This window comes from Agromyces fucosus (assembly GCF_004134865.1).
GTDB classification, from domain to species: Bacteria; Actinomycetota; Actinomycetes; order Actinomycetales; family Microbacteriaceae; genus Agromyces; species Agromyces fucosus.
This window is the reverse complement of the sequence record NZ_SDPO01000001.1, coordinates 724,896-738,083: the sequence shown is the minus strand read 5'-3', so window position 1 is coordinate 738,083 and position 13,188 is coordinate 724,896. Positions and strand designations below refer to the sequence as shown.

General features: G+C 71.4%; 11 protein-coding genes. 8 read left to right on the top strand and 3 right to left on the bottom strand.

The window, feature by feature from the left end:
- The first annotated feature begins 25 nt into the window (after nt 1-25).
- Genes ESP57_RS03470 through ESP57_RS03460 form a run of 3 tightly spaced genes read left to right on the top strand, consistent with a single transcriptional unit; the run spans nt 26 to nt 3,488 of the window.
- Nucleotides 26-955, top strand: coding sequence for a dihydrodipicolinate synthase family protein (locus ESP57_RS03470; RefSeq protein WP_129230548.1), 930 nt, complete (start codon nt 26-28; stop codon nt 953-955).
- Nucleotides 955-1,956, top strand: coding sequence for a proline racemase family protein (locus ESP57_RS03465; RefSeq protein WP_056009639.1), 1,002 nt, complete (start codon nt 955-957; stop codon nt 1,954-1,956). Before ESP57_RS03470 ends, ESP57_RS03465 begins: the two co-directional genes overlap by 1 nt.
- Before the next feature lie 38 nt (nt 1,957-1,994).
- Nucleotides 1,995-3,488 carry an aldehyde dehydrogenase (NADP(+)) gene (locus ESP57_RS03460; RefSeq protein ID WP_129230547.1) on the top strand — a complete coding sequence of 498 codons (1,494 nt, stop codon included), beginning with the start codon at nt 1,995-1,997 and terminating at the stop codon, nt 3,486-3,488.
- A gap of 48 nt (nt 3,489-3,536) precedes the next feature.
- Here the strand turns inward: ESP57_RS03460 and ESP57_RS03455 are convergent, their stop codons facing one another.
- From ESP57_RS03455 to ESP57_RS03445, 3 genes are read right to left on the bottom strand one after another with little or no spacing between them, the layout of a single operon-like run.
- Nucleotides 3,537-4,076 (bottom strand): putative immunity protein, encoded by a 540-nt coding sequence (locus ESP57_RS03455; protein WP_129230546.1) that lies wholly within the window; start codon nt 4,074-4,076, stop codon nt 3,537-3,539.
- A 33-nt stretch (nt 4,077-4,109) separates the two neighbouring features.
- Nucleotides 4,110-5,093: a proline racemase family protein gene (locus ESP57_RS03450; protein WP_056009630.1), complete on the bottom strand. Its 984-nt coding sequence runs from the start codon at nt 5,091-5,093 to the stop codon at nt 4,110-4,112.
- Between the two features lie 18 nt (nt 5,094-5,111).
- Entirely contained in the window at nt 5,112-6,050 is a 939-nt protein-coding gene (locus tag ESP57_RS03445) for an ornithine cyclodeaminase family protein (protein WP_129230545.1), read from the bottom strand.
- Between the two features lie 176 nt (nt 6,051-6,226).
- Here ESP57_RS03445 and ESP57_RS03440 point away from each other — a divergent pair, with 176 nt between their 5' ends.
- From ESP57_RS03440 to ESP57_RS03420, 5 genes are all read left to right on the top strand, one after another.
- Nucleotides 6,227-7,990: an ABC transporter substrate-binding protein gene (locus ESP57_RS03440; protein ID WP_129230544.1), complete on the top strand. Its 1,764-nt coding sequence runs from the start codon at nt 6,227-6,229 to the stop codon at nt 7,988-7,990.
- A 75-nt stretch (nt 7,991-8,065) separates the two neighbouring features.
- On the top strand, nt 8,066-9,946 hold the full coding sequence (locus ESP57_RS03435; RefSeq protein ID WP_129230543.1) for an ABC transporter ATP-binding protein: 1,881 nt from the start codon (nt 8,066-8,068) through the stop codon (nt 9,944-9,946).
- Entirely contained in the window at nt 9,943-10,890 is a 948-nt protein-coding gene (locus ESP57_RS03430) for an ABC transporter permease (protein WP_056009624.1), read from the top strand. Before ESP57_RS03435 ends, ESP57_RS03430 begins: the two co-directional genes overlap by 4 nt.
- The gene (locus tag ESP57_RS03425) at nt 10,887-11,852 is read left to right on the top strand and encodes an ABC transporter permease (protein ID WP_129230542.1); all 966 of its coding nucleotides are present in this window, start codon (nt 10,887-10,889) and stop codon (nt 11,850-11,852) included. The genes ESP57_RS03430 and ESP57_RS03425 overlap by 4 nt, the downstream gene beginning before the upstream one ends.
- Nucleotides 11,849-13,180, top strand: a complete 1,332-nt coding sequence (locus ESP57_RS03420; RefSeq protein ID WP_129230541.1) for an alpha/beta fold hydrolase — start codon at nt 11,849-11,851, stop codon at nt 13,178-13,180. The genes ESP57_RS03425 and ESP57_RS03420 overlap by 4 nt, the downstream gene beginning before the upstream one ends.
- Nucleotides 13,181-13,188 lie beyond the last annotated feature (8 nt).

Here is a 13,188-nt window from a genome sequence, read left to right as displayed (position 1 = left end):
GACGGACCAGAGAACGGAAGATCAGATGACCAGCACCATGGACCTCGGCGGCGTCGTCGTCGCCACGACGCTCGCCTTCACCGAAGACGACTCGGCGCCCGCCGGGCTCGCGGTGGACTACGACAAGTTCGCCGAGCACGTCGACTTCCTGATGAGCAACGGATGCCGCGGCGTGGGCCCCAACGGCTCGCTCGGCGAATACTCCTCGCTCACCGACGAGGAGCGGCGCAAGGTGATCCAGGTCGCCGTCGAGGCCGTCGACGGCCGCGGCATCGTCATCGCCGGCGCCCACGGCGTCGGCAGCCACCAGGCTCGCAAGTGGGCCGAGTGGGCTCGCGAAGACGGCGCCGACGGCGTGCTGCTGCTGCCGCCCACGCTCTATCGCGCGAACGAGGGCGAGGTCATCGCGCACTACGAGGAGGTCGCCAAGGTCGGGCTGCCGATCATGGCGTACAACAACCCGTTCGACACGAAGGTCGACCTGGTGCCGTCCCTCGTCGCGAAACTGGCCGAGATACCCGAGGTCGTCGCGATCAAGGAGTTCTCGGGCGACGTGCGCCGGGTCTACGAGATCAAGGAGCTCTGCGACATCGACATCATCGCCGGTGCCGACGACGTGCTCTTCGAGCTCATGGTCAACGGCGCCGTCGGCTGGTTCGCCGGCTACCCCAACGCCTTCCCGAAGGAGGCCGTCGAGCTGTACAACCTGCTCGTCGAGGGCAAGTGGCTCGAGGCGCGAGAGCTCTACACGCAGCTGGTCGCCGTCTTCCGCTGGGACTCGCGCACCGAGTTCGTGCAGGCGATCAAGCTCTCCATGGACATCTGCGGCAATTCCTACGGCGGCCCGACCCGCCCGCCGCGCGGTGCGCTGAGCGACGAGCAGCGCTCCCAGGTCACCGCCGACACCGAGCGGGCACTCGCAGCGCTGGCGGCTCGGTCGGCGGCGGTCGACTGATGCGCGCGCGCCGGGTGCTCTCGGCCGTCGACTCGCACACCGAGGGCATGCCGACCCGCGTCGTCACCGGCGGCGTCGGCCGGATCCCCGGCGCCACCATGAACGACCGGCGCCTCTACGCGATGGAGCACCTCGACGGGCTGCGCGGACTCCTCATGAACGAGCCGCGCGGCCACGCCTCGATGTCCGGAGCGCTCCTGCAGCCGCCGGCGCGCGACGACGCCGACTGGGGCGTCGTCTTCATCGAGGCGAGCGGATTCCTGCCGATGTGCGGTCACGGCACGATCGGCGTCGCGACGGTGCTCGTCGAGACGGGCATGGTCGAGGTGACTGAGCCCGTGACCGAGATCCGCCTCGACGTGCCCGCCGGGCTCGTCATCGCGCGCGTCGCGGTCGAGGGCGGTCGCGCCGTGCACGTCACGATCGAGAACGTGCCGAGCTTCGTGGAGCGCCTGGATGCCTCGATCGAGGTGCCCGGCTACGGCGCCGTGCCCTACTCCGTCGCCTTCGGCGGCAACTTCTACGCGCTCGTCGAGCTCGACGACGTCGGGCTGCCGTTCGATCGCGCCAGGAAGGACGACATCGTCGCCGCAGGGCTCGCGATCATGGAGGCGATCAACACCGAGGCCCCGCCGCGGCATCCCGAGCTCGACGGCGCCAACCACGTGCATCACGTCGAGTTCATCGCTCCCGGCTCCGACGCCGTGCGCTCCCGGCACGCGATGGCGATCCATCCGGGGTGGTTCGACCGCTCGCCGTGCGGCACCGGCACCTCGGCGCGCATGGCCGAGCTGCACGCGCGCGGTCAGCTCGCCCTCGACACCGACTTCGTCAACGAGTCGTTCATCGGCACCGAGTTCACCGGGCGACTCCTCCGCGAGACCACCGTGGGCGGCGTGCCCGCCGTGGTTCCCACCATCACCGGGCGGGCATGGGTGACCGGGCTCGGCCAGTACTTCCTCGACGACGACGACCCGTTCCCCGAGGGCTTCGTCTTCTGACCACCGTGACCGACCCACAGCACAGAGCGGATCGACCCATGACGACCTCCACCGACCCCGACCTCGACCGCGTCGCCGAACGGGCCGCCGCGGTCGCGCGCGCCTTCGCCGCGACCGAACCTCGCGCTCGAGCTGCAGCGCTGGTCGCCGTGGCCGACGCCCTCGATCGCAACGCCGCCGAGCTCATCGCGATCGCGATGCGCGAGACCGGGCTCGCGGCGCCCCGCCTCATCGGGGAGGTGCGCCGCACCTCGAACCAGCTCCGGCTCTTCGCCGAGGCAATCGTCGACGGCGCCTACCTCGACGCGCGCATCGACGCCGCCGATGCCGAGTACGTCATCGGCCCGCGGCCCGACGTGCGGCGGGTGCTCGAGCCGGTCGGCCCCGTGCTGAACTTCGCGGCGTCGAACTTCCCGTTCGCCTTCTCGGTCGCGGGCGGCGACTCGGCCGCGGCGCTCGCCGCCGGCTGCCCGGTCGTCGTCAAGGCGCACTCGGGCCACCTCGAGCTCTCCCGGCGCACGGCAGAGGTCGTCGTTGAGGCGCTCGCCGGTGCGGGCATGCCCGACGGCGTCTTCCAGCTCATCGAGGGCCAGCAGAACGGCGTCGCCCTCCTGAAGGACGACCGCATCCGCGCGGGCGCCTTCACCGGATCGACGCACGTCGGCCGGCTGCTCGCCGACATCGCGGCGACCCGGCCGCGCCCGATCCCGTTCTTCGGCGAGCTCGGCAGCGTGAACCCCGTCTATGCGACGCCCGGAGCCGTCGCCGCCGAACCCGAGCTGCTCCAGGGGTTCCTCGCCTCCGTCGCGGGTTCGGCCGGCCAGCTCTGCACGAAGCCGGGCTTCCTCTTCGTGCCGGACGATGCCGAGCTCGGCGGCCTGGCCGAAGCCGCCGCCGCCGTCGGCGAACATCGGCTGCTGAACCCCGGCATCGGCCGGGCGTTCGAGGAGCGGCGCGGCGCCGTGCTCGGCGCCGACGGCGTCACCGTGCTCGCCGAGGGCGAGGTGCGAGTCGACCACGACGGGCAGCGGTTCGTGACGCCGACCGTCGTCGAGGTGTCGGTCGAGCAGCTCCGGGCGCAACCGGATGCGCTCCTCGAGGAGTCGTTCGGTCCGCTGTCGGTGATCGTGCGGTATTCGGATGCCGCTGCACTGCCCGCGCTCCATCGCGAGCTGTTCCCCGGCAACCTGACCTCGACCGTGCACGCCACGGATGCGGAGGCGGGGCAGCTCGGCGAGCTCGTCGACGCTCTCGCCGAGACGAGCGGCCGGGTGCTCTTCGGCGGTTGGCCGACCGGGGTCTCCGTGACCGCTGCGATGCAGCACGGCGGGCCGTTCCCGGCGACGACGACCGATGCCACGAGCGTCGGCACGGCGGCGATCTCGCGGTTCCTCCGCGGCGTCGCCTACCAGAATGCGCCGGAGGCCCTGCTGCCTGCTGCGCTGCGCGACGACAACCCCTGGGGCATCCCGCAGCGCCGCAGCGAGGCTGGCCGGTCGAACGGCTGGGGCGGCCTCACCGGCGAGTTCTGAGCGAGCGGATGTCGCGTGGCCGGTGAAGCCCCGGCCGCGCGACATCCATCAGCGAGCGCCGGCCAGCGCGGACTGGATGTCCCGGATGACCGACCCGAGCGTTCCCGATGCGAGCAGTCCCGGGCCGAGTGGTCCGGCGGAGTCCTCGCCGACCATCGGCAACTTCCGAAGGGCCGACCGCGTTCGTTCGTCCATCCGCCCGAGCTGCCAGGCGACCTCGTCGTCGAGGGCGTCGGGTCGGTCCGGAGCGGCGAGGCCGGCGGCCTTCGCGGCGTAGGCGGCGGCGCCGAGCGCGTGCGCACCCATGTGGGCGACGCCGGAGGCCTGTGCGGCGGCCCTGGCCGCGGCCACGGCCGCGGGCGACTCCGCCGACTTCGCAGCCCGTCCGGCGACGAACCGCCGGCGGATCTCGTCCGCGGTCTCGAGCTCGCCGCGGCCGAATGCCCGGGCTCGCGCGATCGCGTCTCGCGGTCGGTCGTCCGTCGGGGCCTCGGACTCGAAGAGGCCGAGCACCCGCTCAGCGCAGTCCGCCGCCCACAACGCGACGTGACGCCGGTCGGCTTCGCTCAGCGACTGCGGTGATTCCATCCCAGCAGTGTCGCACGGCGGTTCGCCGCGGCGTCAGCGCAGGCTGAAGCCCTCGGCGAGCGGGTCGGCCGGATCGAGCTCGAACTCGCACGAGCCCACGCGGTACGCCTGGCCGGTGACCTCGGGCACGACGGCGCCCTCCGTGCGCTCGGCGACCCGCGCGAGGAAGCGCGTGCCGATGATCGAGTCGTGCGTGAGCACCTCGCCGTCGGCGAGTTCGCCCGTGTGCGCGAGCAGCGCGACGCGGGCGGCGGTGCCCGAGCCGCAGGGGCTGCGGTCGACCTCGCCGTCGGCGAAGACGGTGACGTTGCGCTGCCACGGGCCGTCGGCGGTGCGGCCGAGGTCGTCGACGAGGATCGTGCCGTACACGCCCGACAGCCGGTCGTCGTCGAGCTGGGCGGCCGGGTGGTCGTTCAGCGCCCACTTGATCTCGCGGCCGAGACGGATGAGCTCGGTCGTGTCGGCGGGCGCCACGGTGAGGCCGAGGGAGGCCGCCGGCAGGGTCGCGTAGACGGCGCCGCCGAACACGAGGTCGACGAGGACGTCGCCCCGGCTCGTCGACAGCGGGATGCCCGTCGCGAGCACCCGGGACGGCACGTTGCGGAAGACGACGCCCGTCGTGACGCCGCCGCTGCGCTGCACGCGCGCCTGCACCCGTCCGCTCGGCACGTCGATCGTGACGATCGCCTCGCCGTCATCAGGTGCGGCGACGCGGCCCGTGCGCACGGCCCAGGCGCCGAGCGCCATGGTGCCGTGCCCGCACGCAGTCGAGAAGCCGTCCTTGTGCCAGAACAGCACGCCGAAGTCGGCGCCGTCGTCGTCGGGCGGCGTGATGAAACCGCCGTACATGTCGTCGTGTCCGCGCGGTTCGAGGCAGAGGAACCGGCGCACCGCGTCGGCCTCGCCGGTCATGGCCTCGACCCGGCGGGCGGCGACGGTGCCGCCCTCGGTCGGAACATCGAGCACGATGCGGAACGGTTCGCCCGCGGTGTGCCAGTCTTCGGTCTTCCAGTGCATGTGCGTTCCGTTCGTCGTTCAGTGGGCGTCGGGCGTCAGGGCGAGTTGCGCGACGGCGAGATCCTGCCAGCCCATGCCGCAGGTCTTGATCACGACGGGCCGAGCGGATGCCTCGGGCTCGTCGCCTCCGAACAGCCGCGCCATCGGGGTGAGCGAGTCGGGGGAGAGGTGCCCCTCGGCGATGGCGAGGATGACGTCGCCGGCCTCGGCGAGGGCGACCCGCTGCGACTCGACGATCACGCGGGCGCGCCCGAGGAGCTCGCCCGGCAGTTCGCGGGCGTCGCGTTCGTGCGAGCCGACGGCCACGACCGCGGCGCCGTCGCGGACGAGTGCGGCGTCGAAGAGCGGCTCGCGGGCGGTGGTGGCGCAGACGACGATGTCGGCGTCCGCGACATCCGCTGCACTGCCGACGGCCACGTCGAGACCGTTCGCGGTGACCGTGGCGACCGCCTGCTCGGCCCTCGCCCGGTCCCGACCGACGAATCGCACCCGTTCGATCGGGCGGATGGCGCGCATGGCCTCGACATGGCGCACGCCCTGTGGGCCGGTGCCGAAGACGACGAGCGATGCCGCATCGGGGGCGGCGACGACGTCGGCGACGGCGGCGGAGACGGCGGGCGTGCGCAGGCTCGTGAGCTCCGTGCCGTCGAGGAGGGCGACCGGCGCGAGCGTCTCCGCGTCGAGCACGATGTAGATCGCCTGGATGCGTTCGAGGCCGCGTGCCGGGTTCGCCGGCGCGACGGTCGCGAGCTTCTGGCCCGTGTACGCGCCGAGGTCCGACGGCATGAGCAGGAGCTGGCCGTGCCGAACGTCGACGATCGCGCGCGCCGGATCGTCATCGGGGTCGAATCCATCGGCGAGGGCCTGTTTGAGGGCGTCGATGGCCTGGCGCATGGTGATGCGCTCGGCGATGGCGGGGCCGTCGAGCAGGCGGAGCGAATCGAAGATGCCGGGCATGGACACATCGTACGGGTAATGCGTAATATGTCACATATTGCATAATGCTCGGGCTCCCAACCCGACGAGCTGCCCCCGGATCCGCCGCCACGAGCGCCGGAACCCGCGCAGCGCTCGAGCACGGCAATCCGCTTGTCGTCCGACGATGCGGACAGCGAATGATTCAAAGGTGACTCATGGCTCGATCCATTCCCCGCGTCGCGGCGGTGCTCGCCGTCTCGACGGCGCTCATGCTGACCGCGTGCACGACCACGCCCGGCAGCGACTCGGATGCCGGTGAACCGCAGTCCGGCGGCACGCTGAAGGTGCTCGCGAACGGCGACGTCGACCACCTCGACCCGCAGCTCGTCGCGTACGTCCCGACCTACAACGTCATGCGCTCGGTGTCGCGGTCCCTGCTGAGCTACGCGGCGAGCGACGATGCCGCCGAGCGCATCGTGCTCCAGCCCGACCTCGTCGAAGAGGTGCCGACCCCGAGCGCCGACGGCCTCACGTACACCGTGACGCTGCGCGACGGCGTCACCTGGGGTGCACCAGACGGTGCTCGCCCGATCGTCGCGAGCGATGTCTCCCGCGGCATCGAGCGTCTCTGCAATCCGCACATCTCGGGTGCCCTCGCGGGCTACTTCCAGGGCCTCATCGCCGGCATGGACGAGTTCTGCACCGGCTTCGCCGCGGTCGCACCCGAGGTCGGACCGATCAAGGAGTACATCGAGGGCAACGAGATCTCCGGCATCCGCACCCCCGACGACCGCACGATCGAGTTCACGCTCGTCGAGCCCGCGAGCGACTTCCCCTTCATGCTCTCGCTCGACGCGGCCGACCCCGCGCCGATCGAGGCGCTCGACGCGCTGCCCGACTCGCCCGAGTACCGTCGCGCCTTCGTGTCATCCGGTCCCTACCAAGTGGCCGAGTACACGCCCGACGCGAAGCTCGTGCTCGAGCGCAACCCGGCGTGGGACCCCGAGAGCGACCCGCTCCGCAAGGCCCACGTCGACGGCATCGAGATGACGATGGGCGTCGAGGGCGACGCCGCCATGCAGCAGCTGCAGGCCGGATCCGCCGACATGCTCTTCGACCTCACGCCGAGCCCCGCGAACATCCAGCAGCTCAAGGCGGCGAACGACGAGAAGTTCTCCACGATGGAGAACGGCGGCGTCGACCAGTTCATGTGGATGAACACGGCGTCGGCGAACAACGGCGGTGCGCTCACCAAGCTCGAGGTGCGCCAGGCGCTGCAGTACGCCGTCGACAAGGCGGCTGTCGTGCAGACGATGGGCGGCGCCGAGCTCGCGGGCGTCACGAACGGCATCTTCGGCCCCGGCATCCTCGGCTACGAGGAGTCCGATGAGTACGCGACCGACGGCGGCAAGGGCGACCCCGAGAAGGCGAAGGAGCTCCTCGCTGCGGCGGGCTACCCCGACGGCCTCACCCTGAAGATGCCCTACCGCAATGTCGGCACGCAGCCCGACATCGCCCAGACGGTGCAGGCGAGCCTCGAACGCGCCGGCATCACCGTCGAGCTCACGCCCGTGCCGCCGACCGACTACTACGCGAACTTCATGACCAACCCCGACAACGCGAGCTCGGGTGCGTGGGACATCGCCCTCGTCGGCTGGTCGCCCGACTGGCAGGGCGGCGCAGCGCGCAGCGTCTTCCAGCCGCAGTTCGTGTTCGACGGAACCCCGCAGACGTACAACTACGTCGACTTCAACAGCGACGCCGCGAACGAACTGGCCGCAGAGGCCCTCGCCGCGGCGACGCCCGACGAGGCGGCCGACCTCTGGCACCAGGTCGACCAGGCCGTCATGGCCGACGCGCCGATCGTCAGCATCGCCTACCGGCTGAAGCCGAACTACCACTCGGCCCGCGTCGGCGGCTTCGAGCCCTACGCCCAGAGCCAGAACGGCGACTGGACGAACGTCTGGCTCACGAAGTAGCAGCCCGAATCATTCGCAAACCCAGTACCCGGCGGCCGGTCACGGCCGGCCGCCGGGTCTGATCGAGGGAACCCAATGACGATCCTCCTCGACGTGCGCGACCTCGCCGTCGACATCCCGACCGAGGACGGCACGGTGCACGCGGTGCAGCATGTCTCCTTCTCCGTCAACGAGGGCGAGTTCTTCGGCGTCGTCGGCGAATCCGGCTCCGGCAAGTCCGTGATGGTGCAGTCGATCATGGGGCTCGTGCCCGGTGCACGCACCAGCGGCTCCGTGCTGTTCCGAGACCGCGACCTGCTCTCGCTCGCGCCCGAGCAGCTCCGTTCGGTGCGCGGGCGGGAGATCAGCATGATCTTCCAGGATCCGCTCTCGAGCCTGCACCCGCAGTACACCGTGGGCTGGCAGATCGTCGAGCAGATCCAGGCGCACGAGAGGGTCAGCGCGAAGGCGGCGAAGGCGCGCGCGGTCGATCTGCTCGACCGGGTCCGCATCCCGGATGCCGCGGCGCGCTTCGACGCCTACCCGCACCAGTTCTCGGGCGGAATGCGACAGCGCGTCATGATCGCGATGGGGCTCTCGCTCGGCCCGGCGCTCATCATCGCCGACGAACCGACCACCGCGCTCGACTCGACCGTGCAGGCGCAGATCCTCGACCTCCTCGGCGAGATGCGCAGCGAGTTCGGCACGACCGTGCTCATGATCAGCCATGACCTCGGCGTGCTCTCCCGCGTCGCCGACCGGGTCATGGTCATGTACGGCGGCCGTCGCATGGAACTCGGGGCGGCCGATGCCGTCCTCTGCGGCCCTGCCCACCCCTACACCGCGGGCCTCCTCCGCTCCTCGTCGTTCAACCGGGAGCCTGGAACGCCACTCGTGCCCATCGGCGGACGGCCGCCGAGCCTGCTCGCGCCGCCCGAAGGCTGCGCGTTCCGCGACCGGTGTCCCGATGCGATGTCGATCTGCACCACCAAGCCGCCCGTGCGCCACTACGACGACGGCACCGAGGTGGCCTGCTGGCTCGAGTCGACGCCGGTCGAACCGGAGCCGCCGGTGCTCCCGCCGCCGAGCCTCATCGCGACCGGCGACGACGCCATCGTGACCGTCGACGCGCTGCGTCTCGCCTTCCCGCAGCGGCGGGGCGAGCCGCGCGTCGTGCTCGACGACGTCTCGCTCGAGGTGCGACGCGGTGAGACGCTCGGCCTGGTCGGTGAGAGCGGCTGCGGCAAGACCACGCTCGCCCGCGCGATCGCCGGTCTCGTGGCACCGACCGCCGGCACCGTTGAGTTCGACGGCGCGCCCACCGCGAACCTCGACCGCGCGCAGTGGCGCGACCTCCGGCGCCGCGTGCAGCTCGTCTTCCAGGACCCGTTCGGCTCGCTGAACCCGAGGCGCCGCGTCGGGTCGATCATCGGCGACCCGTTCCGCATCCACCGGCTCGCGAGCGGCGCCGAGCGGCGGGCGAAGGTGCAGGACCTCATGGAGCTCGTCGGCCTGAACCCCGAGCACTACAACCGCTTCCCGTCGCAGTTCTCGGGCGGACAGCGTCAGCGCATCGGCATCGCGCGGGCGCTCGCCCTGAACCCCGAGCTCGTGATCCTCGACGAGCCGGTCTCCGCGCTCGACGTGTCGATCCAGGCGCAGGTGCTGAACCTGCTCGACGAGCTGCAGCGCAGGCTCGGCCTCACCTACCTGTTCATCTCGCACGACCTCGCGGTCGTGCGCCACGTCTGCGATCGGATCGCCGTCATGGAGGGCGGGCGCATCGTCGAGCTCGGAACCGCCGACCAGGTCTGGAACGATCCCCAGCAGCCCTTCACGCGGCGGCTGCTGGCCGCGGCGGCGCCCGAGATCCCGCGGGAGCCGCGCGAGCGGCGACTGCTGCCGCCGACCGGCTCCGCTGGCGCGCACGCCGATCGGCACCATGCCGAGCAGCTCGCCGTGGAGGTCGCCTCGTGAGCATCCTTCCCAAGACCCCTGCGGCGGCGGCGAGCGCCTCGACCGAGGTGCAGGCGCGCGGCTCCGGCCGGCTCACGCTCACCCGGCTGCTGCGCGACCCGGCGAGCATCGCCTCCCTGATCGCGATCCTCCTGATCATCGCGTTCGCGCTGTGCGCGCCGCTCATCGCGGCGTGGACCGGGCACGGCCCGACCGAGCAGTTCCGCGAGACCGGGCTCACGCCCGAGGGCATCCCGGTCGGCCCCAACCCCGAGTTCCTGCTCGGCACCGACCAGCTCGGCCGCGACGTGCTCGTGCGCCTCGCCTACGGCGCTCAGGTCTCGCTCCTCGTCGGCGTGCTCGCCTCGATCGTGGCGTCGGTGATCGGCATCGCGATCGGCACGATCTCGGGGTTCTCGGGCGGCATCGTCGACACCGTGCTCAGCCGCACGATGGACCTCGTGATGAGCGTGCCGTTCCTGCTCTGCGCGATCGCGCTCGTCTCGGTGCTCGGACCGAGCCTCAGCCTGTCGATCGCCGTGATCGTGTTCTTCAGCTGGACGGGGCTCGCCCGCGTCATCCGCGGCCAGGTGCTGGCCCTCCGCCACCGGGAGTTCGTCGAGGCGGCGCGTTCGCTCGGCGCCTCGCGCACCTCGATCATGTTCCGCGACATCCTGCCCAACCTGGTCGTGCCGATCATCGTCTACACGACCCTCATGATCCCGGCGGCGATCGTGTTCGAGGCGACGCTCTCGTTCCTCGGCCTCGGCATCGTGCCGCCGACGCCCAGCTGGGGCAACATGCTCGCGGATGCCGCGAACGGCTCGCTCTACCTCGTGGCGTGGTGGATGGTCGTCGTGCCTGGCGGCGCGCTGCTCGCCCTGACCCTCGCGTTCAACCTGCTCGGCGACGGGCTCCGCGACGCCCTCGACCCCGCCGCCGTCTCGAAGGGCAAGCGCGCATGACCCGATTCATCCTCTCCCGCATCGCCTTCGGCGTGCTCGTGCTGTTCCTGCTCAGCGTGTTCGTGTTCATGCTCTTCTACGTCTCGCCGTCCGACCCGGCCCGCATCATCGCGGGTGACAAGGCGACGGAGGAGCTCATGGCGCAGATCCGCTCGAACCTCGGGCTCGACCGGCCGATGACCGAGCAGTACGCGACCTTCGTCGGCAACCTGCTGCAGGGCGACCTCGGCTACTCGTACCGCTCGAGCATGCCGGTCTCCGAGCTCGTCGTCTCCCGCATCCCGGTGACGATGTCGCTCGTCTTCGGGGGCATGGTGTTCTGGCTCGCGATCGGCATCCCCATCGGCATCGCGTCGGCGAGGCATCCGGGTTCGGCACGCGACCGGTTCGGCCAGGGGTTCGCGATCGTCGGCATCAGCTTCCCGACCTTCGTGCTCGGCATGCTCGCGCTCTACCTGCTGTACTTCGTTCCGACGAAGCTCGGCTTCACGCTCTTCCCGCCGAGCGGCTACGTGCCGTTCGAGCAGAGTCCGCTCGAGTGGGCGTGGCATCTGCTGCTGCCGTGGCTCACGCTCGCGCTCGTCGTCGCGGCGGTGTACGCGCGGCTCACGCGCGGCCAGATGCTCGAGGTGCTCGGGCAGGACTACATCCGCACCGCTCGCGCGAAGGGCGTCGACGAGCGGCGCGTGACGTACGTGCACGCGTTCCGCAGCGCGATGCCGCCGCTCGTCACCCAGCTCGGCATCGACATCGGGCTCATGCTCGGCGGCGTCATCGTGATCGAGCAGGTCTTCGGCCTGCTCGGTGTCGGCAGCCTGGCGGTGACCGCGGTCGCCATGCAGGATCGACCCGTGGTGATCGCGATCGTGCTCCTCGGCGGCGTCTTCGTCGTCATCTCCAACCTCGTGGTCGACACGACCTACGCACTGCTCGACTCGCGGGTGCGGACGGCGGCCCGATGAGCGCGCACTGGTACCCCATCGGTCCGGATGTCGCGGCGCGCGAGCTGTGGCTCGACGTGCCGCTCGACTGGGCCGACCCCGACGGGCCGACGATCCGCGTCTTCGCGCGCGAGCTCGTCGACGCGGCCCGCCGTGAGGAGCATCTCCCGGTGCTCGTCTACCTGCAGGGCGGCCCGGGCGGCAAGTCGCCGAGGCCGCTCGGGCGCGACGGATTCCTCGCCGAGGCGCTCGCCCGGTTCCGGGTGGTGCTGCCCGACCAGCGGGGCACCGGACGCTCGACGCCGCTCGAGGGCCGGCAGCTCGAGGGGCTCGGCGCCGAGGCATCGGCCCGGATGCTCGAGCTGCACCGCGCCGATTCCATCGTGCGCGATCTCGAGGCGCTGCGGCGCGCGCACTACGGGGGAGTGCAGTGGTGGACGCTCGGCCAGAGCTACGGCGGGTTCCTCACGCTGCACTACCTCTCGGTGGCGCCCGAGGCGATCGCGGCTTCGGCCATCGCCGGCGGGCTGCCGAGCCTCGACCCGTCGGCCGACGCCGTGTACGCGCGCACCTTCCCTCGGGTGCGGGCGAAGAACCGGCGGTTCGCCGAGCGACTTCCGCACCTCGGGTCGCGCATCGCACGGGTCGCCGACCTGCTCGACGCCGGCGACGTGCGCCTGCCCGACGGCGACCGGCTGACCGTGCGGCGCCTGCAGACCCTCGGCTTCGACTTCGGCATGGCGCCGGGGTTCGACCGGGTGCACTGGGTGTTCGACGAGGCGTTCGCCGACGCCGACGAGAGCGTGCTCAGCGAGACGTTCCTGTCGAGCGTGGGCGCGCTCACGGGCTTCGATCGCAATCCGCTCTTCATCGCCCTGCAGGAGAGCATCTACGGCCCCGGCCCGACCGCCTGGGCGGCCGAGCGGGCCCGAGACGCGAATCCCGACTTCGCGCCCGACGCCCGTCCGCTGCTCTTCACGGGCGAGATGGTCTTCCCCTGGATGTTCGACGAGATGCGGGCGCTCCGCGGGTTCCGCGCTGGGGTCGAACGCCTCGCCGAGACGGCGAGGCCCATCGAGTTGTACGACCACGACCGGCTCGCCGCGAACGTCGTGCCGATCGAGGCGGTCGTCTACCTCGACGACATGTACGCCGACGCGGCGTTCTCGCTCGACACCGTCGACCGCGTCGGGGGTCTCGAGGCCTGGATCACCAACGAGTTCGAGCACGACGGACTGCACACCGGGAAGGTCGCCGGGCGCCTGTTCGACGCGCTCGACCGGCGCGTCGCCGGCTCTGCCCACGCCCCGCGCTCCCGACAGCGCCGAATGACGCGAGAGCGCCGATGAAAGGACCC